Raw genomic sequence first — 24,141 nt, 5'->3', positions numbered from 1 at the left:
GGAAAGCCTCTCGAATATCAGGCGGGAATGCCGGTCATGCACTGCGAGACGATGTCTCTCGCCCGCCGGTCAACGTTCAAAGCATCATCTATGCCAGCAAACCGTTTGGGAAGCATTGACTTGCGATCCATGGCTTCCAGACAGTCGGAAACGAGGCCGGGGATGTCAAGAAAGCCGACCCTGCCCGCAAGAAATGCCTCCACAGCCACTTCATTGGCAGCATTCAGACAGGAGGTCGCCCCCTCACCGGCCAGCAAGGCTTCACGGGCAATCCTGAGGGCCGGAAAGCGGATTTCGTCCGGAGCTTCAAAATCGAGGCGGGCCAGCGCTGCCAGATTCAATGGCTCGGAAGGCGTCTCCATGCGCTCTGGCCAGGCCAGGGTAGAGGCAATCGGAATACGCATGTCGGGACTGCCCAATTGCGCCAGGACGCTCCCATCAATGTATTCGACGAGGCCATGAATGACGGATTGCCGGTGAACGACAACATCCACCTGTGCCGGTGGCAGGCGGAACAGGCGGCACGCCTCGATCACCTCGAGTCCCTTGTTCATGAGCGTGGCTGAATCAATCGAGATCTTGTCGCCCATGCTCCACACAGGATGCGCGAGGGCATCCGCACGGGACACGCCGGACATCTTCTCGACCGGCCAGTCCCGGAATGGCCCACCGGATGCAGTCAGAATGATCCGGCGGATATGCTTTTCGTGCCCCGGATAAATGGCCTGGAAAATGGCATTGTGCTCGCTGTCGACCGGCAGGATTCGGGCCCCCCGCGTCTCTGCCAGCTCCATGAAATAATCCCCGGCACACACCAGACATTCCTTGTTCGCCAGCGCCAGAATGGAGCCGGCCTGAAGTGCCGCCGCTGCAGGACGGAGGCCGGCCGAGCCGACAATGGCCGCCATAGTGTAATCAACCGGGCGCGAAGCCGCCTCGATCAGGGCCTCCGGACCGGCGGCCGTCTCTATGCCGGTTCCGGCCAGCGCCTCCGCCAGATCGCCGGCAAGACGTTCGTCACCGATCACGGCAATTTCAGGACGGTGGACCCGGGCAATTTCCGCCAGTGCCGCCACGTTGGCATTTGCCGTCAAGGCAGCGAATTCGAACGCACCCGGCTCGGCCCGCGATATCAGGTCGAGCGTGGCACTGCCGACGGATCCTGTGGCTCCGAGGATGGAAATTCGACGGCTCATAGCGGGCCTTCCAGCACATTCAGCGAGGCCATGACAAGGGCCGCAAGGCAGGCCGCCATCAGGGCATCGACCCGGTCCAGCACGCCACCATGCCCGGGAATGATCTCGCCCGTGTCCTTTACACCGAACAATCGTTTGAACAGCGACATGGCGAGATCTCCGGCGACAGCCGCCAGTGCCAGGATCAGACCGGCAGTCATTGTGCCCAATACCGGCTCATTCTGCCACTGCGCAAAGCCCCAGGCGGCGGCCACGCCGCCGGCAATGCCCGCGATCAGACCCGACCAGGTCTTGTTGGGACTGGCCCGGGGCCAGAGCTTCGGACCCCGCAACCAGGTTCCGGCAAAATAGGCCGCGCTGTCGGCCGCCCAGACCACCAGCAGAATGAATGCGGCCGCATTGAAGCCGTTCAGGGCGCGCAGTGACGCCAGCGCCGAGACGGCCAGCGCAACGTAAAGAATGCCGAATGCACCACGCCAGCGCCGCGCCAGCGGCATGTCACCGGTAAGGCTGACGCCGATCGCACCCGCCAAAGGCCAGCCCAGCATCCAGAAAAACTCGCCATCCGCCGCAAACAGGACGGCGCCGGAAGCGGCGGCTGACGCAATGGCATAACTCCGGGTGGGCGCATCGCGGTCCGCCATGCGCATCCATTCCCACGCCATGGCCGCAGCAAACGCCGCGCAATAGGCGGTAAAGGCCAGTCCGCCATTCCACAGCAGGAAGAGCGAGACCGGGATCAGGATCAGGGCGGACACGATGCGGGTGACCAGCGCCGGGTCGCGCTGGCGGACCGTTTCTGGGTCAGGCAGCATTCACGCCCCCGAACCGCCTCTGCCGGGAGGCATACTGATCGAGAGCGGATTTGAAATGATCAGCTGAAAAATCAGGCCAGAGCACGTCCATGAAGACAAGCTCGGCATAAGCGGCCTGCCAGATCAGGAAATTGCTGGTCCGGTGTTCTCCGCTGGTCCGGATAACGAGATCAGGGTCGGGCATGCCCGCCGTGTCGAGATAGCCGGCAAAGAGAGTCTCATCGACAGTACCGGGATCCACCCGTCCGCTGGCCGCATCTCTCGCCAGCCGCCTTGCGGCGCGAACGATTTCGTCACGGCCGCCATAGTTGAACGCGATGGTCAGGAAGCAGCGGTCATTTTCCGCGGTCCGGGATTCGGCGCGGCCGATGATTTCCAGAAGATCGTCTGACAGGCCTTCGCGGCGGCCCGCGATCCGGATATTCACGCCTTCCCGATGCAGCTTTTCCAGGTCCGCATCGACGAAGCGCTTCATCAGTTCGAACAGGGCATCGACTTCGTCACTCGGACGGCGCCAGTTCTCGGTCGAAAAGCCGAATAGTGTCAGATAACGCACGCCCAGATCACCGGCCGTCCTGACCGCTTCGCGGACCGCGTCCACACCCTTGTTATGCCCGAAGGCGCGGGGCCGGTTGCGTTGTTGTGCCCACCGGCCATTGCCATCCATGATGATAGCGACATGCCGGACGCCCCGGCACTGTTCTTCGCTACTGGTCATGGACACCTCCCAAGCCGGTCAGGTCTAGACCTGCATGATCTCGTCCTGCTTGGATTTCAGCTCAGAGTCCACCTTGGCGACATATTCGTCGGTGAGTTTCTGGACCGCGTCGGACTGACCCTTGAGCTCGTCCTCGCTGATCTCGTTGTCTTTTTCCATCCTTTTCAGCGTATCCATGCCGTCCCGGCGGATATTGCGGATGGCCACGCGGGCATGTTCGGCGAAATTGCTGGCCGCCTTGGCCAGTTCGGTGCGGCGCTCTTCATTGAGCGGCGGAATCGGTATGCGCAGCAATGTGCCCTCGACCACCGGATTGACGCCAAGCGGGGCATTGCGGATCGCCTTGTCGACGGCTGCCACCATGGTCTTGTCCCAGACCTGTACGGAAATCATCCGTGGTTCCGGAACGGACACCGTTGCGACCTGGTTGATCGGCGTCGGTGAGCCATAGGCGTCCACCTTGACGGCATCCAGCAAACTGGCCGACGCCCGTCCGGTGCGAAGGCTGCCGAATTCCTTGTGCAGGGAGTCAATCGCGCCGTCCATGCGGCGGCTCAGGTCTTTCAGATCAATTCTCGCGCTCATCCATTACCCCTGTTGTTATCGGGCCGAGCGCGTTATGCCGATGGTTGTGCAGGTGCCCTCGCCCCTCAGCACGCGTGCAAATTCGCCCGGCTTGTGAATATTGAACACCACGATAGGCACGGCATTCTCGCGCATCAATGTCACGGCTGCAGCATCCATCACCTTCAGGTCCCGCGACAGCACCTCGAGATAATCCAGCGATTCATAGCGCTCGGCATCCGGGTTCTTGCGCGGATCGTCGGAATAGACCCCGTCCACCTGGGTGCCCTTGAACAGGGCTTCGCAACCCATTTCAGCCGCGCGCAAGGCTGCAGCCGTATCTGTCGTGAAGAAGGGATTTCCCGTGCCGGCCGCAAAAATCACGACGCGCCCCTTCTCCATGTGGCGGATGGCCCGGCGGCGGATATAGGGTTCGGCGATCGACATCATCGGAATGGCGGACTGAACCCGCGTCGGGACGCCAACCCGCTCCAGCGAATTCTGCATCGCCAGCGCATTCATGACCGTGGCCAACATGCCCATATAGTCGGCGGCCGCGCGATCCATGCCCTTGGCGGCCACAGACAGGCCGCGGAAAATGTTGCCGCCGCCAATCACGAGACAGACTTCAACACCGCTGTTCACCGCATCGGATATCTCGCGCGCCACGCGTTCGGCAACATTGAGATCAATGCCGTATTGCTGTTCGCCCATAAGGGCTTCACCGGAAATTTTCAGCAGCACCCTCTTGTAGAGGGTGGCGGGTTTTTCGCTGGTCGTATGTCCGGCAGAATCAGTCACGAGCGGAACCCTAAAAGAAAAGCGCCGGAGCGGTAAGGCTCCGGCGCTGTTTGATCAATCTAGCCACCCTTGGCAGTGGCGGCGACTTCTGCGGCGAAGTCTTCGGTCTTCTTCTCGACACCCTCGCCGACTTCCATGCGGATGAAACCGAGGATTTCGACGCCCGCCTCTTTTGCAGCGGCCCCGACCGTGAGGTCTGGATTGATGACGAAGGACTGGTTCAGAAGGGTCACCTCGGCGAAGAATTTCTTCATCCGGCCCTCGATCATCTTCTCGATGACATTTTCAGGCTTGCCGCTTTCGCGGGCTTGTTCGGTCAGGACCGATTTTTCCTTCTCGACAATCGCCGGGTCCAGATCCGCTTCCGACAGGGACGCCGGATTGATGGCGGCGATGTGCATGGCGGCCTGACGGCCGAACTCGTCATTCGAACCTTTCAGAGCGACCAGAACACCGATCTTGCCCATGCCTTCGGCGGCGGCATTGTGCACATAGGCTGCAACGCTTTCACCCTCGATCTTTGCCAGGCGGCGGACCGACATGTTCTCGCCGATCTTGGCGACATTGTCGGTGATCATATCGGCAACGGTCTTGCCATTCACCGATGCGGTCTTGAGCGCTTCAACATCGGCGGCGTCCAGGGCGGCAGAGGTAATGTCCTTCACCATGGCCTGGAAGTCGGAATTCTTGGCGACAAAGTCGGTTTCGGAATTGACTTCCACGGCAACACCCTTGCCACCGTCCACTGCTATGCTGACCAGACCTTCTGCGGCCACGCGGTCGGCTTTCTTCGCGGCTTTGGACAGGCCTTTGGTGCGCAGCCAGTCGACCGCGGCTTCCATGTTTCCGTCATTTTCCGTCAATGCCTTCTTGGCATCCATCATGCCTGCGCCCGTCATGTCGCGCAGTTCCTTGACGAGGGCTGCTGTAATGGCCATCGGTAATGCTCCTGATTTTCGTTCGATGCCGGAGGCCGGGATCAGCCTTCGGTCTTTTCTTCTTTCGCTTCGGTAGCGGATTCGTCTGACGTTTCCGCGACAGTGTCCGCAGCCGGTGCGGCTTTGGCTTCTTCAGCTGGCGCTTCCTCAGCCGGAGCCGCTTCTGCCGTTTCGGTCAGAGCCGGTTCAACAACGGGGTTTTCGGCGGCGCCGATATCCACACCGAGATCCGACTGGCCTTGTGTCATGCCATCAAGCGCTGCGTCCGCGATCAGCTCGCAATACAGGGTAATGGCGCGCGCGGCATCGTCATTGGCCGGGATCGGGAAGTCGATCGGGTCCGGGTCACAATTGGTATCAACAATACCGATGACCGGAATGCCCAGCTTCTTGGCTTCCAGAATGGCGATCGCTTCCTTGTTGGTGTCGATCACGAACATCAGGTCCGGCGTGCCGCCCATTTCCTTGATGCCGCCGAGGGACAATTCCAGCTTGTCGCGCTCGCGGGTCAGGTTCAGCAATTCCTTCTTGGTGAAGCCGGACTGGGCTTGTTCATCGTCGAACAGGCCTTCCAGTTCGCGCAAGCGGGCGATGGAATTTGAAATCGTTGCCCAGTTGGTCAGCGTGCCGCCGAGCCAGCGGTTGTTCATGTAATACTGCGCGCAACGCTTGGCGTTCTGCGCGATGATGTCGGACGCCTGACGCTTGGTACCGACAAACAGGATACGGCCACCCTTGGCCGCCACATCACGCACCTGAACCAGTGCCTGGTGCAAAAGCGGCACCGTCTGTGACAGGTCGATAATGTGGATGTTTGCGCGCTCGCCAAAGATGAAAGACTTCATCTTGGGGTTCCAGCGGTGGGTCTGGTGTCCGAAGTGTGCGCCAGCTTCGAGCAATTGGCGCATGGAGAATTCAGGCAGTGCCATTGATCATATCCTTTTCCGGTTGGCCTCCACGGAACGGAGTCACGATCAGCCCGATGCCGACCGCAACACCGGAGCGATAACACCCCAATTCGAGGTGCACCGAAGTCCCGTGTGCGTGATCAGGCGCGCATATAGGCGGGAATAGCGTGTGGCGCAAGCCCGATTGGGCAGATGGCGGCGGCTAGATCAGCTCGACGCTTTCCACGCCCTTGACCCCGCGCAGAGCGGCCTGGACAGGTGGTGTCGTCGGCACGCGGCCGGGCAGACGCAATTCCGCTTCACTGCCGTCGGCGACCGACAGGACAAGATGAACAATCCCCTCGCCTTTCGCACTGTCTGCGGCCCGATCCAGCCGCGCCTTGACGCTTTCCAGTGCGGACACATCGAGACGCACTTTCAGCCCGGCGGCGGCGGGGGCCTCATCCAGGGCTTCTATGCTGTCAGCGAAAAAGCGGAGCTGTTCTTCCTTGTCATCGATACTGGCACTGATCATGACCGAAGCCCCGACCTCCAACGCATCGCGGGAGGATTGCAGCGTGTCAGGATTGACCAGGACCTCGAATTCGCCGGACGGATCCGAGAGCGTGACCCATGCAAAACGCTTGCCGGAGCGTTGTGACACACGTTCCTGACGGCGGCGGACGACGCCGGCCATGCGAATGGCGGACGCGCCATCCGCGACCCGGTCGGGCGCATCGGCGACGAAGACAACGCCGCGTTTGGCCAGCATATCGGCCAGATCATCCAGCGGATGACCGGAAAGATAATAGCCGATGGCCGCCAGCTCCTCGTCCAGCCGCTGAGTGGCCGTCCATGGCGGCACGTCGGGCAGTTTCGGGCGGGCCAGACCGCCGGACTCCGGATCGGCACCGCCAAAGAGACTGACCTGCGCGGTCTCGCGCTCTTCATGGGCCTTGGCCGACATGGCGCACAATGTCTCGGCGGCGGCGAAGGCGCGGGCGCGATCCAGCTCGACACTGTCGAAAGCGCCGGCGCGGGCAAGATTTTCCAGGGTCCGCTTGTTCAGAAGCCGCGGATCAACGCGCTCGGCGAAATCGAAGAGGTCGGCGAAGGGGCCATTGGCCTTGCGTTCTTCCACCAGCGCTTCCATGGCCGACAGGCTGACATTGCGGATCGCGCCAAGCGCATAGATGACCGCTCCGTCCTTCACCGAAAAGTCGGCTTCGGAAAGATTGATGTCGGGCGGCCGGATGGTCACATCCATGCGCCGGGCTTCCTGGAAGAAAACCGCCAGCTTCTCGACATTGTTGCGGTCGAGGCTCATCAGGGCGGCAAGGAATTCTACCGGATGGTTGGCCTTCAGAAAGCCGGTCCGGTAGGCGATGGCCGCATAGGCCGCGGCGTGGGATTTGTTGAAGCCGTAACCGGCAAATTCATTGACCAGTTCGAAGATATATTCCGCCTTGCCGCGCGAAACGCCTTTCTTCTCTGCCCCTTCGAGGAAGCGCACTTTCTGGAGGGCCATCTCCTCCTTTTTCTTCTTGCCCATGGCACGGCGCAGAAGGTCGGCCTCCCCGAGCGAGTATCCGGACAGGATCTGGGCGATCTGCATCACCTGTTCCTGGTAGATGATGACCCCGTAGGTCTCGTCCAGAACGGTTTTGAGATCGGGATGGAGATAGTCCACCTCGGCGCGGCCGAATTTGCGGTCGACATAAACGTCGATATTTTTCATCGGCCCCGGCCGGTAGAGGGAGATGAGCGCGATCAGATCCTCGATCTTGTCGGGCTTCATCTTGGCGAGCGTGTCGCGCATGCCGGTGGATTCCATCTGGAACACACCAATACCCGCCCCGGTCGACAAGAGCTGATAGACTTTCGGATCATCGAAAGCCGCATTTTCAAGATCAGGTACGTCGCCTCCGGCCTGTTCTATGTATTTCAGGGCGCGGGCGATCACCGTCAGGGTCTTGAGGCCGAGAAAGTCGAATTTGACCAGCCCGGCGGGCTCGACCCATTTCATGTTGAACTGGGTGGCGGGAATATCTGATCGCGGATCACGGTAGAGCGGCACGAGTTCGTCCAGCGGCCGGTCACCAATCACCACGCCCGCAGCATGGGTGGACGCGTTGCGATACAGGCCTTCCAGCTTCAGCGCGATCTCCAGCAAGCGGTCCACGCCCGGCTCTTCCTCGGCAAACAGGCGCAGCCGCGGTTCGGTCTCGATCGCCTCTGCCAGCGTGACCGGATTGGCAGGATTGGCCGGGACCAGCTTGGCCAGCTTGTCGACGAGGCCGAGCGGCAATTGCAGGACACGGCCGACATCGCGCACGACCGCGCGGGCCTGCAGCGTGCCGAAGGTGATGATCTGGGCGACATGGTCGGCGCCATAGCGCTCCTGCACATAGCGGATCACCTCGCCGCGCCGTTCTTGACAGAAATCGACGTCGAAATCGGGCATGGAGACCCGTTCCGGATTGAGGAAACGCTCGAACAGCAGACCAAACCGCAAGGGATCAAGATCGGTAATGGTCAACGACCAGGCGACCAGCGATCCGGCTCCCGATCCGCGGCCGGGACCAACCGGAATATCATGGGCCTTTGCCCATTTGATGAAATCGGAAACGATCAGGAAGTAGCCGGGAAACCCCATCGAACCGATGATTTCCAGCTCCAGCGCCAGCCGCGCCTCATATTCCTCGACCGGCGCGGCCGCTTCGACCGCTGCCAGCCGCGCTTTCAGGCCGGCTTCGGCCTGGGCGCGGAGTTCGGCGAGTTCATCGCGGCCGGCTTCGGTCGGGAAGCCCGGGAGGATCGGATCGTGAGTCTGCGGCCTGAAGGAACACCGGCGCGCAATCTCGATCGTGTTGGAGATGGCCTCCGGCAGATCCCCAAAGCGCGCCCGCATCTCCTCTGCCGGCGCGAAAAAATGATCCGGCGTGACCCGGCGGCGGTTTTCAACCGTCAGATATTCGCCCTCGGCAATGCACAACAAGGCATCGTGGGCGGAATGCATGTCCCGATCCGGAAAATAGCATTCATTGGTCGCAACCAGAGGCAGATTGCGGGCATAGGCTTCATCGACCAGCCAGGTTTCGGCCAGTAATTCCTCGCGGCGGCCATGCCGTTGCAGCTCGACATAGAGCCGGTCGCCGAACGCCTCCTGCAAACGCGAGAGCCAGGCCCCTGCCTCCTGCCGGTGATCATCAACAATCAGACGATTCAGCACGCTGTCAGGCCCGCCCGTCAGCGCGATCAGGCCTTCTGTGTGCTGGAAGAGTTTCCCGGCCGCGATGTGGGCCGGTTCGGCCGGACCGACCTCAAGGAAGGCGGCACTCGTGAGTTTGAGAAGATTGCGATAGCCGGTCTCATTGGCAGCCAGCACCACGATGGTGCCATCCGGCCTCGCGGCTTCACCGGGGCGAGGCTCAGCCAGACGAATGGAAAGCGTGCAGCCCGTGATCGGCTGTATGCCGGCAGCGGACAGGGTTTCGGAAAATTCCAGCGCCCCGAAAAGATTGTTGGTATCGGTCAGGCCGATGGCCGGCATATCGCCGCCCTGCGCTAACTCCACCATGTGTTTGATCGGGATGGCCCCTTCGAGCACCGAATAGGGCGAGCGATTGCGGAGATGGACAAATGCCTGTCCGGCCTCTCCTGAAGACTCGCTCATTCCGGATACTCCCTGATTTCGACTCACCCCTCCTAGCAGAGCCTGCCCGAAAAGGTCAGGCGAGGAGAATGGATGTCCACATCAAAATCATCCAGCCGAAGCCCAGAATGGCGGCAGCGGAAGTTGCGTCAGCAAGAAGTCGTCTCATAACCAGCTCCGTTATCGGTGTTGTTCCGGTTATGTTCTTTCACGTTTTGTTCCGCGCCGCAACAGGTTTTTGGTTAATGCCGGAATCCCCCTGTCAGGCTGCGGTCTGGAAGGAAACGAGCTTGCCGTCCGCCAGCGTCAGGACCCGGTCCATGCGTTCCGAGAGGGCGATATTATGGGTGGCGACCAGCGCGGCGGTCCCCTCCTCCCGCGCGGCCCTGCGGAAGCTTTCAAAAACCGCTTCGGAGGTGGCCGGATCCAGATTGCCGGTCGGTTCGTCGGCCAGAATAAGCTTGGGAGCGTTGGCAAAGGCGCGGGCAATGGCCACCCGCTGCTGCTCGCCGCCCGAAAGCTCGGCGGGCCGGTGGGTCAGCCGTTCGCCCAGACCGAGCGCGGTGAGCAGGCGTCTGGCTTCGGGCATCGCCCTGTGACGCAGCTCGCCATGGATCAGGCGCGGCAGCGCGACATTTTCCAGCGCATCGAATTCCGGCAGCAAGTGATGGAATTGATAGACGAAGCCGACGAAATTACGCCGCAGGGCGGTGCGCATATCGTCATTGGCGTTGACGGCATCAATCCCGGCCAGAGTCACCGCTCCGGCATCGGGCGGCTCGAGCAGTCCGGCGATATGAAGCAATGTCGATTTGCCGGAGCCGGAAGGCCCGATCAGCCCCACGATTTCACCGGGGTTAAGATCAAGATCGATCCCCCGGAGCACATGCAGTTCTTCATCACCGGACGTGTAGGTCCGCTCCACGCTTTTCAGGGAGAGTACGGCCTCACTCATAACGCAGCGCCTCCACAGGATCGAGCCGGGCCGCGCGCCAGGCCGGCGGGAAGGCCGCGAGCAAGGCCGATATCAGGCCGAAGAGGATGGCGAAGCTGACCTCGCCCGGATCAATCCGGGCGGGCAGCCGGGTCAGGAAATAGACTTCAGGGTTGAACGGATCGACGCCGGTCAGAAGCTCGATGAAGTTCTGCAGATGTTCAATATTCAATACGAAGGCAAAACCCAGTGCTGCCCCCGAGAGCGCCCCGACAGCTCCGATCATCATGCCGATCAGCAGGAATATCCGCATGACCGAGCCACGGGTCGCGCCCATTGTGCGCAAAATGGCGATATCCCGGCCCTTGTTCTTCACCAGCATGATCAGTCCGGTGATGATGTTGAGTGCGGCAATCAGGATAACGACCGACAGGATGAGCCGCATGGCGAAGCGTTCCACCTGCAGCGCCTGATAGAAGGCCGAGCTCTGGTCGCGCCAGTCATAAACGGCAACACCGCTGCCGACGGCACGGCGCACTTCAACCATTACCGCTCCGATCTCGACCGGGTCCTGAACGCGGGCCTCGATGGTCAGCGGCCCGTCCTGCGCAAAAAACAGCAGGGATTGTTCCAGCGGCATGAAGGTCACGACCTGGTCAAACTGGTGCACACCGACGGTAAAGATTCCGCCGACGGTGAAAGCCTTGCGCCGCGGCACGGTCCCGAACGGGCCGGAGGAGCCGGTCGGAGCCAGCACAGTGATCTGATCGCCCGGTCCGACATCCAGGCGCGCAGCGAGGGCGCGGCCGATCAGGATATTGTCACCGCCATGATTGCCATCGCCGAACGTGTCAAATGTGCCATCGATCAGGCCATAGCGTTCGTCCCCGGCAGGGATGGCGGAAATCCGGGGAATATCCGCCAGGTCACCGGGCTCGATACCGACCACCTGTGCGCCAACAGTCTGGCCGTTGGCGGTAAAAAGCGCCTGGCCCTCATAACGCGGGCCGGCATTCAGCACGCCCGGAATACGCTCAAGGCCTTGTTCGATGTCGTCGATCTCCGGTTCGGTCAGGCCGCGGACATCCACATAGATATGGCTCTGCGCCCCAAGAAGCTGGCTCAGCAACTCGTAGCGGAAACCGTTCATGATGGAGAGGACGATGATGAGCGCGGCAACGCCGAGCATGATGCCCATAAACGAAATGATCGCGATCAGCGCGATGCCGCCTTCCTTGCGCCGGGCGCGCAGATAGCGCATGGCGATCACGAACTCAAACGGCGCAAAAGGCCGGGCACCGCCCAGCTTCGCATCAGCCATCGATGAAGGATCCTTCCGCAAGACGATTGATTGCGTCGTCAAGCGAGAGTTCATGCTTCTCGCCGGACCGGCGCACCTTGACCTCGATCCTGCCCTCTTTCAGCCCGCGCGGGCCAATGACCATTTGGTAAGGCAGGCCGATAAGATCCATACGGGCAAACTTGCCCCCTGCCCGGTCCGCCGTATCATCCAGCAAGGGCTCCTTGCCGGCCCGGGTCAGCGCCGCATAGGCGGTCTCGCAGGCGGCATTCGTTTCATCGTCATCGGGTCGCATATTGATGATGCCGACGCCATAAGGGGCAACGCTTTCCGGCCATATGATGCCGTTCTCGTCATGGCTGGCCTCGATAATGCCGCCCATCAGACGGGAGACGCCCACGCCATAACTGCCCATGTGAACCGGGCGCTCCTTGCCATCCGGATGCGCAACAAAGGCTTTCATCGGTTCGGAATACTTGGTGCCGAAATAGAAGATATGCCCGACTTCAATACCGCGGGCCGAGAGGCGTTTGTCCGCCGGGACTTCTGCCTCGAAACGATCCGCCTCATGCATTTCCTCGGTGGCCGCATACAATGATGTGCGCTGATCAACGAGCGGCTGCAGATCTCCCTCGAAATCCACATCCAGACCCGGCGCGCCCATCTCCACAAGATCAGCATGGCAGAAAACCTCGCTCTCGCCGGTTTCGGCCAGAATGATGAATTCGTGCGACAGGTCGCCGCCAATCGGGCCGGTATCGGCCCGCATCGGAACAGCTTTCAGTCCCATGCGCGCAAATGTGTTCAGATAGGCCACGAACATGCGGTTATAGGCCTTGCGGGCGCTGTCTTCATCCAGATCAAAAGAATAGGCATCCTTCATCAGGAATTCGCGGCCGCGCATGACGCCGAAACGCGGGCGGATTTCGTCACGGAATTTCCACTGGATATGATAGAGCAGCTTGGGCACGTCCTTGTAGGAGCGGCAATAGCTGCGGAATATCTCCGTGATCATTTCCTCATTGGTCGGGCCGTAAAGCAGATCGCGTTTGTGGCGGTCGACGATGCGCAGCATTTCAAGCCCGTAATCATCATAGCGGCCGCTTTCGCGCCACAGATCGGCCGGTTGCAGGGTCGGCATTAACATCTCGGCCGCTCCGGCGCGGTCCTGTTCCTCGCGGACGATCTGCTCGATCTTGCGCAGAACGCGGTGACCGAGCGGCAGCCAGGCATAGATGCCGGCGGCCTCCTGACGGATCAGGCCGGCCCGCAACATCAGGCGGTGCGAGACAATCTGGGCGTCCGAAGGCGTTTCCTTCAGAACGGGGATGAAATAACGGGAAAGGCGCATGGATTCTGATCTGATTGTTGCAACCGGTTTTGGCATAAACTGCTGCTGCAGTGGTAGCAAGCCGCGCCAACGTTTTCCCGTCCGGCGTTGACAGATGCCCGGCAGGCCACTTGTCTGGGGGCATGTCTGACACCCCTGACAGCGATCCAAAATCCGGGACCGGCTCGACTCTCGCCTTCCTGTTCCTCGGCATGGCCATATTCGGCTCGGCCACACCGGTCAGCCGCATCATCGGGCAGGACTTCCCTGTCATGCTGGCCGCGGGGCTCCGTGTCGGCCTTGGCGTTCTGGCGCTGTCTCCGCTGGCGTTCGCGCACAGACATGAAATTGCCTGCATCCGCAAGGCCGACTGGATCCGCATTGCCGTCATCGCCGCCTTCGGCATGTTCGGCTTTTCGGTGCTGATGCTCTACGGCATGCGCCTGATCCCCGGGGCCGCCGGTGCCGTTGTGATGAGTACGGCTCCGGCGATTACGGCGGCTGGCGCCATTCTGTTCCTGAAGGAATCCGTGACGGTGCCGAAACTGATCGCCATTGCGCTGGCCGTGGCCGGCGTGCTGATCCTGAATCTGATGAGCCAGGGGGAGTCCGGCAGCCTGATCATAGCCGGAAGCCTGCTGGTTTTGGCAGCGGTCTGCTGTGAAGCGGTCTACACGCTGGCCGGACGGACCACGACGCAAACGGTCTCTCCGGTGCTGGTGGCCCTGTTGTCCGCGGCCATCGCGATTCCCTTCTTTCTGCCGTTCGCTATCTGGCAGGGGCTGGGCTGGGACTGGTCACAGGCTTCGCCGCGATCCTGGACGGCACTGGCCTGGTATGGCGCGGGCACGCTCGCCCTTGGCAGCTGGCTCTGGTATCTCGGCGTCCGCAAGGCGAAAGGAGCCACGGCGGCCGGTTTCATGGCGGTGATGCCGTGTTCCGCCCTCATTTTTTCATATGTGTTGCTGGATGAACCTTTCGAGTGGGTCCATCTCGCCGGCTTCGGCGTGGTCCTCGCCAGCGTGTTGCTGATGTCGCGTGAGCACGCACGATCTGCAGATTAAAACCGGCTGTCCTCTGATCGTGAAAGCTGGCATGAAGTCGGTGAGGAGCAGACATGACCGAGTTTCCGCGAAACAAGCTGGAAAAAGCGCTGCAGGACGCCGCCGATGACCCGGTTGCCCGGCCGGACTTCTTCAATCTGCTGCTGGATGCGCAGATCTATGTCATTGGGGAAGCCGATTCCGGATTGCCGGACGAGGATTTCCGGATTCGGGAGGGCGATACGCTGTCACTTGCCAGCTTCGAGTTCGAAGACGGACGGCCCTATATTCCGTTTTTCACATCGCTGGAGGCGCTGACGGAAACCGTTGTGGGGGAGACAGGGTATCTGTCGATCCGCGGGCGGGAATTGCTGGAATCGACGCGCGGCAATTATCTGGTGCTCAATCCGGGCCAGGAGATCGCCAAGGAATTCACACCCGGGGAAGTGACGCGTCTGCTCGATGACACGCGCCTTCCCGGACAGGGTGAATACACGCTGGCCGAAAACACCGAAGTCCAGCTCGGCCCGCCGGTGGATATTCCGGTGGAAATGGTCGAGGCCCTCACCCGGCTCTTTGCCCGGCACAGCACGGTCAGGCGCGCCTTTCTGACCCAGATGCGGGTCCCGGAAAGAGATGACGACCCGCTCAGCCTGCTGGTCGCGCTCGAGACAGATGGCAAGACAGATGCCGTGCTACGGGCCATGGAGATCGTCATAGCCAGCACTGCGGCACCGGAGAGGCCGGTCGATGCCGTCCTGCTGGGGAATGGCAGCGGATTTGTCGATCAGTATATCGCAGAATCCGGAATCGAGCCGTTTTATGCCCGTAGCTGGGGGCAGCGGCTGAAGGGCTTTTTTGTCCGCCCCTAGCCGTCCCAGGCGTGTTCGCCGGGAATGAACGGTATGTCGTTCAGCGAAATGAGCTGGAATTCCAGAACAATGAAGAGCAACAGCCAGATGATGGCTGTGGTGACGGTCGTCAGCCACGCCTTGCCCTTGAAATTGGCCACAACCGGCGCGCCGGATTCGGTTCCGGGCACAATCTCCCCGCTTTCGGCCTGCCCCGTAATGCCAAGCGGCAATATGGTGAACAGGGTGATCCACCAGGCGATCAGATAAACGACCAGGCCGGTCACGAAATTCATTCCCTCGCCAGGGCGGACCAACTGGAACAGCCAAGCCAGTGCAGCCACCGCCACGATGGCAATCTGGACGATACGGACCGGGGTCATGCCGGCTCCTGCATCAGTTCGATCAGGACTCCATGGGTGTCCTTCGGGTGGACGAAGATGACCGGTACGCCATGAGCGCCGGTATAGGGCTCTCCTGTGCCCAGAATAGTGGCACCCCGCGCGCGCATGGCATCCCGCGCAGCGAATATATCGGCGACCTCGAAACACAGATGATGCTGTCCGCCTTTCGGATTCTTTTCCAGAAATCTGTTGACCGGGCTCTCCGGGCCGAGCGGCTGCAGCAATTCCAGTTCGGTATTGCCGGTGTCGACAAAACAGACTTTCACGCCGAGTTCCGGAAAGTCCTTGACCGCCGTCACCTTGTCGAGGCCGTAAAGCGCGGCATAGGTGTCACGCGTCTCCACAATATCCGGTGTGGCAATGCCGATGTGATTGAGACGTCCGACTTTCATTTCAACGCTCCTCAGGCCGTGAGCACCATTATATCAACCTGGGGCTTCTTGCCCCAGATGCGGTTGAGCTCGCCGCGCACAGCCCGGCGCACCATTTCCTCAACCTGGGCCTCGTCACCGCGAGCCCGGTGCTTGAGCCGGTCAAAGGCGGATTCGGCCGTATCGGCGATCAGGTCAAACCAATGATCTTCAGTCAGTTCACGCGTTTCCGGAAGCCCTAGCACACGCACATCCGGTCCGGAAACCAGACCGCCCTGCCCGTCAATCACCATGGCCACGGTGACATGGCCGGCATAAGCCATGGAGCGGCGCTCGCGAATGCCTGATCCCTCAGCCTCGCTGAGCAGGTTGCCATCCATGTAGAGGCGGCCCGATTTGACCTCGTCGACAACGCTCGCCCCGTCTTTTGTGATGCGGATCATGTCGCCATTGCGGCCCGGCAGGGCATGCGGCACCTGAAGCGATTTGGCAAAGGCGGCGTGCTCGACAAGATGCCGGCGTTCGCCGTGCACCGGAATGGCAATGCGCGGCTTGACCCAGGCATACATCTGCCGCAGCTCGTCACGGCAAGGATGGCCGGATACGTGAATGTGACGATCACGTTCGGTGATGATCTCGACGCCGCGCTCGGCCAGCCGGTTCTGCAACTCGAAAATGCCGGCCTCATTCCCCGGAATGACACGCGAGGAGAAAATCACCGTGTCTCCGGTGGTGAGGTTGATGGCGCGGTGATCGCCCCGCGCAACACGCGACAGGGCCGCGCGTGGCTCGCCCTGGCTGCCCGTGCAGAGATAGAGGATTTTCTCTGCCGGAAACGCAGCAGCATCATCTTCATCAATGAAGGGTTTGGCGTCCTTCAACAGGCCCACGGCCTTCGCCGCAGCCGCCATTCGGTGCATGGACCGGCCGGCCAGGCAGACGCGGCGGCCATTGGCCTCGGCGGCGACAATCGCCGATTCCATGCGCGCGACATTGGAGGCAAAGGAGGCGATCGCGACACGGCCTTTCAGTTCCCCGACCAGTTCGATCAGATTCTTGCGGACCCCGGCCTCCGAACCGGATTCGCCCTTTGTGAAAACATTGGTGCTGTCGCACACCATCGCCAGCACACCTTCTTCGCCCAGGGTGGTGAGCGCGCTGACATCTGTGACCTCGCCGATCTGCGGGTCGCTATCAATCTTCCAGTCTCCGGTATGCAGGATCAGGCCTTCCGGCGTGCGGATGGCCAGGCCATTGGGCTCGGGGATGGAGTGGGTCAGTGTCACGAAACTGATGTCGAACGGGCCGAGTTTGATCTGCCCGTCCAGCGGGACGACATTGACGATGGCTTCCTTTTCAAGCCCCTTTTCCTTGAGCCGGTCGACCATCAGCCATGCCGTGAACGGCGTGGCGTAGATGGGGCAGCGGAATCGCTCCCAGAGATGGGCTACCGCGCCCATATGGTCTTCATGGGCATGGGTCAGGACGATCGCCAGCAGATCGTGGGCGCGTTCCTCGATGAAATCGGGATCCGGCATGATGAGATCGATTCCCGGCGTAGACAGATCACCGAAAGTGACACCGCAATCGACCATGATCCATTTGCGGTTCTCCTCGGGCCCATAGCCGTAGAGATTGAGATTCATGCCGATTTCACCGGACCCGCCGAGGGGCAGGAAATAAAGTCCGCCAGTTTCTGCCATCAGTCCGCTCCGCCGCCATTGAGACGCCAGACTTCCAGCAATCCGCAAATCGTAATATCTGAATCAAAGTGATCGATTGATGACACCGCGCCTTCAAACAGCGAGGCCACGCCGCCCGTGGCAATCACTGTCAGGTCTTCGGGATATTCCGCCCGCGTGCGCCGCACCAGCCCGTCGATCAGCTCGACATAGCCCCAGAAAACACCCGACTGCATGGCCGACACGGTGTCCTTGCCGATGACCTTTTCGGGCTGGCGGATTTCGATACGGGGCAGGCGCGCCGCCGCTTCATGCAGCGCTTTCATCGACAGGTTGACCCCTGGCGCAATGATGCCGCCTTCAAATGCGCCATCGCTGGAGACGACATCGAATGTCGTCGCCGTGCCGGAATCGATCAGCAGCAAGGCCCCGTCATATTTCATGCGGGCACCGAGCGCGTTCACCAGCCGGTCTGCACCGGCTTCCTGCGGGCGCGGCAGGCGGACCTGAACGCCGAGTTCGACATTGGGCTCTCCAATGATCAGCGGCTCGGCATTGAGATAGCGCCGTGACAGATTGCGCAGATTGAACAGGGCTTGCGGCACCACGGTCGAGATGACGCAGGCGGATATATCGCCGAATGACAACCCGTTCATTTCCATGATCTGGCTGAGCCAGACCGCATGCTCGTCCGCCGTGCGGGTGGAGTGGGTCGCGGTGCGCCATTGCGCGCGCCATCCTTCGCCGTCATGGACGGCGAAGAGCGTATTGGTATTGCCGCAATCGATTGCAAGAAACATGAAAAGCGGTCTAGCCCAAAGCCCCGGGGAAAAATACGTCTCCCGCTGAAATAAGCCGTCTTTCTCCGCCGGCGAGTTCCAGTATCAGCGATCCATCCGCCGCGAGATCGGTGAAAACACCTTCCAGCGTTTCCTTGTCCAGGCGTGCGAGGCAGCGCTGACCCACGCCATGGGCGCGCGCCAGCCAGGCGTCCCGGATGGGTGCAAATCCTTCCCGCGCCCAGACGCCGCGCCAGTGTTCGAAGCGGTCGGCAAGGTGATCCAGCGCTGTTGCAGCGTCGAGACCGGATCCGAGCTGTGCCAGACTGACGGCCGGGGTTTCGGGAATGTCGGGCGCTGCCATGACATTGATGCCGATGCCAATGACGAGCTGAACGACCTGTCCCGGCGCATCGGCCGATTCCAGCAGAATGCCGCAGACTTTCTGACCTTCGATCAGCACATCGTTCGGCCATTTCACCTTCACCGTTCGACCGGTCAGGGCCGCCTGGCAGACGTCTGACGCGGCCAGCGCCGCCGCAAAAGAGAGCTGGGCGGCCTCACCGGGCGTACATTTGAGCGAATACAGGCCGGAGCAGTAAAGATTGCGGCTCAGATCCGCCCAGGCCCGGCCCCGGCGGCCACGTCCCGAGGTCTGCCGGCGGGCGGCAATCCACAATGGACCGATCTCCCCGGCCCTGAAGCGGCGGCGGGCTTCATCATTGGTCGAATCCGTTTCGTCCAGCCATTCGGTCCGGACACCCGATACCGTCATCTAGAGCGGTCCGAAGCCGGCATTCTGCGCCAGATAGAATAGGACCGGCGCAACGATCACCAGAGCCGCCGTGGCAATCCCTGCCACATTGGTGATCACGGCCGTTGCCGCGGATGGACCGACAAAGGTCACAACCGGATCGGAGAACCACATCACCCGCACAATGCGCAGATAATAATAGGCGGACACGACCGAAAACAGAACCAGGGCAATCGGCAAGAAGATCAGGCCGGCCTGCAGCGCGGCATAGAGGATGAAGAGCTTGCCGAAGAAGCCGACCAGGAAGGGCAGACCACCGATGGAGAACATTGCGCCGGTCATTGTCCAGGCCAGCCCCGGGCGCGATTGTGCAAGGCCCGCCAGATCCTCGATCTGCTCGACCATACCTTCGCTGGTGCGCATGGAAAGGATCACGCCGAAAGCCGCAACCAAGCCGATAATGTAGAGGATCATGAATGCGAGCAGCGCCCAGAGACCGATCGCGGTTCCCGCGGCGATCGCGACCAGCGCATACCCCATATTCCCGATCGAGGAATAGGCCATCAGACGCTTGATATTGTTCTGCGTCAGGGCGCCGAATGCGCCGACCGCCATGGACAGGACCGCAATGGCGGTAATGACCTGCTGCCACTGATCCGTCATCGCCCCGAAGGGTTCGAGCAGGATACGCGCAAGCAGAACGATGGCGGCCAGTTTGGGCGCGGTCGCGAAGAAGGCCGTCACCGGAGTGGGCGATCCCTCGTAAACGTCCGGCGTCCACATGTGGAAGGGCGCAGCCGACACCTTGAAGGCCAGTCCGCAGATAATGAAGACCAGGCCGAAGAGCAGCCCGATCGAGACTTCGCCGGACGCCGCGGCGATCGCGATTTCGTTGAATCCGGTGGCACCGGTAAATCCGTAGACCAGAGACGCGCCATACAGGAGCAGTCCGGACGACAGGGCGCCGAGCACAAAGTATTTCAGGCCCGCTTCGGACGCACGCAGGCTGTCTCGGTTGAAAGCGGCCAGCACATACAGCGCCAGCGATTGCAGCTCGACGCCCATATACATGGCGATGAGATCATTGGCCGACACCATCATGGACATGCCAAGAGCCGCCAGCGCGATCAGTACGAAATACTCGAACTTGGCGAGGCGTTCCGCTTTCAGATACGGAACCGCAAACAGCAAGGCGATGGCCGCTGCGCCGAAAATCGCGACCTTGGCAAACAGTGCCAGCGGGTCGAACACGAATGCGCCCGAAAAGGCCTGTCCGCCCTCACCCGGCACCATGAAAGCGGCAACAAGCGCCGCAACCACCAGCAGTCCGGCCGTCAACGGGGCGACAAAAGCGGCGGCCTTGTCGTGATCCCTGACGAAGACGCCCAGCATCAGAAGGGCCATCGCTCCGATTGCCAGAACCAGTTCCGGTGCGAAGAGCATGTATTCAGCGGTGAGCGTTGAAAGGTTCATCGCTTCGGCCCCTACTGTGCGCTGGCGGCAAGGGCCGCCTGATAATTGGAAAGCAGTTGCTCAACCGAGGCCGCCGTCACATCCGTGATCAGCGTCGAGAAGAAGCCGAGCACGAGCGTGGCAATGATCAGCGGCAGGAATATCGCCCATTCGCGGATATTCATGTCGTTGATCTGGGCCAGCTTCGGATTGGTCAGATCGCCGAGCACCAGATTGCGGTAGGCCGTCAGCATGTAGACCGCCGACAGGATCACGCCGATCGCCGCGCCGGCCGCCGCCCAGGTCGAGACCTGGAAAGTGCCGATCATGGCCATGATCTCGCCGACAAAGCCGGATGTGCCCGGAAGGCCGACATTGGCCATGGTGAACAGGGCCAGGACGGCCGCATAGACGGGCATCCGGTGCACCAGCCCGCCATAGAAGGCGATCTCGCGAGTGTGCATCCGGTCATAGATGACGCCGACGGCAAGGAAGAGCGCGCCGGAGATGACGCCATGCGAGAACATCTGGAAAATCGCCCCCTGCACGCCGAGCTCGGTCATGGCAAAAAGGCCCATGGTCACCAGGCCCATATGGGCGACCGATGAATAGGCGATCAGCTTCTTGATGTCGGTCTGCCGGAAGGCCACCAGCGAGGTGTAGATGATGGCGATCACCGACAGCACAAAGACCAGCGGGGTGAAATAGGCCGTCGCATCCGGGAACATCGGGATCGAGAACCGCAGGAAGCCATAGCCGCCCATTTTCAAAAGCACACCGGCCAGAATGACTGAACCTGCAGTGGGCGCTTCGACGTGGGCGTCCGGCAACCATGTGTGGACCGGCCACATCGGCATTTTCACCGCAAAGGACGCGAAGAAGGCGAGCCACAGCCAGGTCTGGATTTCGGCCGCAAACGGCGTCGCCAGCAATACCTCGATATTCGTGGTGCCGGCCTGCAGATACATGAAGACCATAGCGACCAGCATGAGCACCGAGCCCAGCAGGGTGTAGAGGAAGAATTTGAACGCGGCATAGACCCGGTTGGCGCCGCCCCAGACGCCGATGATCAGGAACATCGGGATCAGGCCGCCTTCAAAGAAGATGTAGAACAACACCATGTCGAGCGCACAGAAGACGCCGATCATCAGCGTTTCCAGAATCAGGAAGGCGATCATGTAATCGGCGACGCGCTTCTCGATCTTCCAGCTGGCCAGAATGGCAATCGGCATCAGGAAGGCGGTCAGCAGTACGAAGAGGACAGACAGGCCGTCCACGCCCATGCGATAGCCCATTCCCAGCTCGGTAAACCAGGGCACGTATTCGACCATCTGGAAGCCGGGGTTTTGCGGATCGAACTGGATCATCACCACGATTGCCAGGGCAAAGGTGACGAGCGTCGTCAGCAGGGCCACGCCACGCGCATTCTTTTCGATGAAGGCTGAGTCCTCGGCGCGCGAGAACATCTTGAAAAGAATGATGACGAGCGCACCGGCCAGCGGCGCAAAGGTTACGGCAGAGAGCATTTATTCGCCTCCCGCGCCGGTCATCGCCCAGATGGTGAGTGCCACCACCCCGATCAGCATGACAAATGCGTAGTGATAAAGGAATCCTGACTGTGCCCGCGACAGCCGCCGTGCCGCCGCCATCGCCGACGCGGCAAAACCGTTGGGCCCGAAACCGTCAATGATGCGCCGGTCGCCGACCTTCCAGAAGATGTCGCCAAGCGCAGCGGCGCCCCGGACAAAGACGAAATTGTAGATCTCGTCGAAATACCATTTGTTCAGGAGGAAGCTGTGCAGCGGACCTCTGCGTGCCGCCAGCCGGGCCCCAAAGCCCTCATGGCGGATGTAAAGGAACCAGGCCAGCGCAAAACCGGTCACGGTCACAAACAAGGGCGTCCAGAGCACCCAGGTCGGCGGGTGGTGTCCGCCATGATGCTCATCCTCTGCGTCGTGATCGCCTGCACTCTCCGCAGCGTGACTGTCGACGGCCTGCGATGGTGCTTCGGCATCTCCCGCGCCGACGGCCGCGTTCAGTGAGTCCGATTCCAGGTCGGAATGTCCGGCCAGAACCTCCTCTGCCAGGGAAGCACGGTAATCATCGCCATAATTGCCCTCGGCATAGGGACCGGCGGGCAGTGAGTCTTCCCAGAAGGTGAAAGCATTGCGGCCCACAAACTGATCCTTGAAGGCCATACCGGCGAAAACTGCCCCCACGGCCAGCAGGACCAGCGGAATCATCATCACGGGCGGGCTTTCATGGGCGTGATCGAGCACTTCTTTCTCGCCGCGGAACTTGCCGTGGAAAGTCATGAAGATCAGGCGCCAGGAATAGAAGCTGGTCAGACCGGCGGCGATGACGCCGACCCAGAAGGCCAGCATGCCGAACGGCACCCCTTCCTCGCCCATCATGAAGGCCTCCTCGATGATCATGTCCTTCGAGAAGAAGCCGGCAAAGCCGATGGGTGTTCCGGGAATGCCCACGCCGGTCAGCGCCAGCGTGCCGATGATCATCAGGAGATAGGTTGCGGGTAGCGCTTTAAACGTACCGCCCATTTTCCGCATGTCCTGCTCGTGATGCAGGCCGTGAATCACCGAACCGGCGCCGAGGAAAAGCAAGGCCTTGAAGAAGGCGTGCGTGAACAGGTGGAACATGGCCGCGGAATAGAGGCCGAGACCGGCGGCAAAGAACATGTAGCCGAGCTGGGAGCAGGTCGAATAGGCGATGACGCGCTTGATATCGTTCTGCGCCAGACCGACCGTCGCCGCAAACAGCGCGGTGGTCGCCCCGATGACCGTCACGAAGGCCGAGGTCATCGGTGCCGCTTCAAACAGCGGATAGCAACGGCAAACGAGGAAAACGCCGGCCGTCACCATGGTGGCGGCGTGAATCAGCGCGGACACCGGCGTCGGGCCTTCCATCGCGTCGGGCAGCCAGACATGGAGGAAGAACTGGGCGGATTTCCCCATCGCGCCAATGAAGAGCAGGAAGGCGATCAGCTCGATCGCATTGTATTCCAGGCCGAGGAAATTCCAGGTCAGGGCGGCCATGCCCTCGACATCGCTGAAGACGCTGTCAAAGCTGACGGAACCGAAGACGGCAAAGACTGCCATGATGCCGAGTGCAAAGCCGAAATCGCCGACCCGGTTGGTGACGAAGGCCTTGATGGCGGCGTTGTTGGCGGACTTCTTCTTGTACCAGAAACCGATCAGCAGATAGGAGGCGAGACCGACGCCTTCCCAGCCGAAGAAGAGCTGGAGGAAGTCATCAGCGGTCACCAGCATCAGCATCGCGAAGGTGAAAAGCGAGAGATAGCTGAAGAAGCGTGCCCGGTGCGGGTCGTCGCTCATATAGCCCCATGAATAGACGTGGACGAGCGATGAGACGCTGGTCACGACGACCAGCATGACCGCCGAGAGCGGATCCAGCCGCAGGGCCCAGCTGGCGTGGAAGTCACCGATCTGCATCCAGGTTGCCAGCGGAATCGTGCGCGCATTCTCGGCGAATATGACGTCATAGAAGACCCAGGCCGAGAGCACGGCCGACAGGATCAGCAGACCGGTGGTGATGACCTGTGCTGCGCGGTCGCCGATGAATCGCTGGAACAGTCCCGCGATAATGGCGCCTGCTAGCGGGCCGAAGACGATGAGGATCGGTGCCATGG

At 61.1% G+C, this 24,141-nt stretch carries 20 protein-coding genes and 1 pseudogene; 2 read left to right on the top strand and 19 right to left on the bottom strand.

What is annotated here, in order from left to right:
• Positions 1–17 precede the first annotated feature (17 nt).
• The 11 genes from dxr to proS form a co-directional block, all read right to left on the bottom strand.
• A complete protein-coding gene (gene dxr / locus DBR16_RS05650) occupies positions 18–1,196 on the bottom strand; it encodes a 1-deoxy-D-xylulose-5-phosphate reductoisomerase (RefSeq protein WP_109260280.1) in 1,179 nt (392 codons plus the stop codon).
• Positions 1,193–2,011 (bottom strand): phosphatidate cytidylyltransferase, encoded by an 819-nt coding sequence (locus tag DBR16_RS05645; RefSeq protein WP_109260279.1) that lies wholly within the window; start codon positions 2,009–2,011, stop codon positions 1,193–1,195. The genes dxr and DBR16_RS05645 overlap by 4 nt, the downstream gene beginning before the upstream one ends.
• Positions 2,001–2,729 carry an isoprenyl transferase gene (locus tag DBR16_RS05640; RefSeq protein ID WP_109260278.1) on the bottom strand — a complete coding sequence of 243 codons (729 nt, stop codon included), beginning with the start codon at positions 2,727–2,729 and terminating at the stop codon, positions 2,001–2,003. The genes DBR16_RS05645 and DBR16_RS05640 overlap by 11 nt, the downstream gene beginning before the upstream one ends.
• A gap of 24 nt (positions 2,730–2,753) precedes the next feature.
• Positions 2,754–3,314 (bottom strand): ribosome recycling factor, encoded by a 561-nt coding sequence (frr, locus tag DBR16_RS05635; RefSeq protein WP_109260277.1) that lies wholly within the window; start codon positions 3,312–3,314, stop codon positions 2,754–2,756.
• Between the two features lie 15 nt (positions 3,315–3,329).
• Complete coding sequence (pyrH, locus tag DBR16_RS05630) at positions 3,330–4,094, bottom strand: UMP kinase (protein WP_109260276.1); 765 nt, start codon at positions 4,092–4,094, stop codon at positions 3,330–3,332.
• A 59-nt stretch (positions 4,095–4,153) separates the two neighbouring features.
• Positions 4,154–5,032 (bottom strand): translation elongation factor Ts, encoded by an 879-nt coding sequence (tsf, locus tag DBR16_RS05625; protein WP_109260275.1) that lies wholly within the window; start codon positions 5,030–5,032, stop codon positions 4,154–4,156.
• 41 nt (positions 5,033–5,073) lie between these two features.
• Positions 5,074–5,961, bottom strand: a complete 888-nt coding sequence (rpsB, locus tag DBR16_RS05620) for a 30S ribosomal protein S2 (RefSeq protein ID WP_109260274.1) — start codon at positions 5,959–5,961, stop codon at positions 5,074–5,076.
• Between the two features lie 181 nt (positions 5,962–6,142).
• Positions 6,143–9,595, bottom strand: a complete 3,453-nt coding sequence (gene dnaE / locus DBR16_RS05615; protein WP_109260273.1) for a DNA polymerase III subunit alpha — start codon at positions 9,593–9,595, stop codon at positions 6,143–6,145.
• Between the two features lie 241 nt (positions 9,596–9,836).
• Positions 9,837–10,529: an ABC transporter ATP-binding protein gene (locus tag DBR16_RS05610; RefSeq protein ID WP_109260272.1), complete on the bottom strand. Its 693-nt coding sequence runs from the start codon at positions 10,527–10,529 to the stop codon at positions 9,837–9,839.
• Positions 10,522–11,829 carry a lipoprotein-releasing ABC transporter permease subunit gene (locus DBR16_RS05605; protein WP_109260271.1) on the bottom strand — a complete coding sequence of 436 codons (1,308 nt, stop codon included), beginning with the start codon at positions 11,827–11,829 and terminating at the stop codon, positions 10,522–10,524. The genes DBR16_RS05610 and DBR16_RS05605 overlap by 8 nt, the downstream gene beginning before the upstream one ends.
• Positions 11,822–13,159 carry a proline--tRNA ligase gene (gene proS / locus DBR16_RS05600; protein ID WP_109260270.1) on the bottom strand — a complete coding sequence of 446 codons (1,338 nt, stop codon included), beginning with the start codon at positions 13,157–13,159 and terminating at the stop codon, positions 11,822–11,824. The genes DBR16_RS05605 and proS overlap by 8 nt, the downstream gene beginning before the upstream one ends.
• Before the next feature lie 122 nt (positions 13,160–13,281).
• On the opposite strand from proS, the gene DBR16_RS05595 reads away from it, so the two are divergent.
• A complete protein-coding gene (locus tag DBR16_RS05595; protein ID WP_109260269.1) occupies positions 13,282–14,202 on the top strand; it encodes a DMT family transporter in 921 nt (306 codons plus the stop codon).
• 53 nt (positions 14,203–14,255) lie between these two features.
• Complete coding sequence (locus tag DBR16_RS05590) at positions 14,256–15,053, top strand: enhanced serine sensitivity protein SseB C-terminal domain-containing protein (RefSeq protein WP_109260268.1); 798 nt, start codon at positions 14,256–14,258, stop codon at positions 15,051–15,053.
• Here DBR16_RS05590 and DBR16_RS05585 read toward each other — a convergent pair.
• The 8 genes and pseudogenes from DBR16_RS05585 to nuoL form a co-directional block, all read right to left on the bottom strand.
• Complete coding sequence (locus DBR16_RS05585) at positions 15,050–15,415, bottom strand: DUF1467 family protein (protein WP_109260267.1); 366 nt, start codon at positions 15,413–15,415, stop codon at positions 15,050–15,052. The two genes, DBR16_RS05590 and DBR16_RS05585, sit on opposite strands and share 4 nt — an antisense overlap.
• Complete coding sequence (mce, locus tag DBR16_RS05580) at positions 15,412–15,828, bottom strand: methylmalonyl-CoA epimerase (RefSeq protein WP_109260266.1); 417 nt, start codon at positions 15,826–15,828, stop codon at positions 15,412–15,414. The genes DBR16_RS05585 and mce overlap by 4 nt, the downstream gene beginning before the upstream one ends.
• Positions 15,829–15,839: 11 nt before the next feature.
• The gene (locus tag DBR16_RS05575) at positions 15,840–17,510 is read right to left on the bottom strand and encodes a ribonuclease J (protein WP_233347614.1); all 1,671 of its coding nucleotides are present in this window, start codon (positions 17,508–17,510) and stop codon (positions 15,840–15,842) included.
• Entirely contained in the window at positions 17,510–18,289 is a 780-nt protein-coding gene (locus tag DBR16_RS05570; RefSeq protein ID WP_109260265.1) for a type III pantothenate kinase, read from the bottom strand. The genes DBR16_RS05575 and DBR16_RS05570 overlap by 1 nt, the downstream gene beginning before the upstream one ends.
• A 10-nt stretch (positions 18,290–18,299) precedes the next feature.
• Entirely contained in the window at positions 18,300–19,043 is a 744-nt protein-coding gene (locus tag DBR16_RS05565) for a biotin--[acetyl-CoA-carboxylase] ligase (RefSeq protein WP_109260264.1), read from the bottom strand.
• Positions 18,988–20,495, bottom strand: a pseudogene (gene nuoN, locus DBR16_RS05560) (NADH-quinone oxidoreductase subunit NuoN). The gene DBR16_RS05565 and the pseudogene nuoN overlap by 56 nt, the downstream one beginning before the upstream one ends.
• A gap of 11 nt (positions 20,496–20,506) precedes the next feature.
• The gene (locus DBR16_RS05555) at positions 20,507–22,000 is read right to left on the bottom strand and encodes an NADH-quinone oxidoreductase subunit M (protein ID WP_109260262.1); all 1,494 of its coding nucleotides are present in this window, start codon (positions 21,998–22,000) and stop codon (positions 20,507–20,509) included.
• Complete coding sequence (gene nuoL / locus DBR16_RS05550) at positions 22,001–24,139, bottom strand: NADH-quinone oxidoreductase subunit L (protein ID WP_109260261.1); 2,139 nt, start codon at positions 24,137–24,139, stop codon at positions 22,001–22,003.
• Between the last annotated feature and the right edge of the window lie 2 nt (positions 24,140–24,141).

The sequence above is a fragment of the Hyphobacterium indicum genome (assembly GCF_003129605.1).
GTDB classification, from domain to species: Bacteria; Pseudomonadota; Alphaproteobacteria; order Caulobacterales; family Maricaulaceae; genus Hyphobacterium; species Hyphobacterium indicum.
The sequence above is the reverse complement of the archived record's forward strand: the minus strand, read 5'-3'. Positions and strand labels throughout refer to the sequence as shown.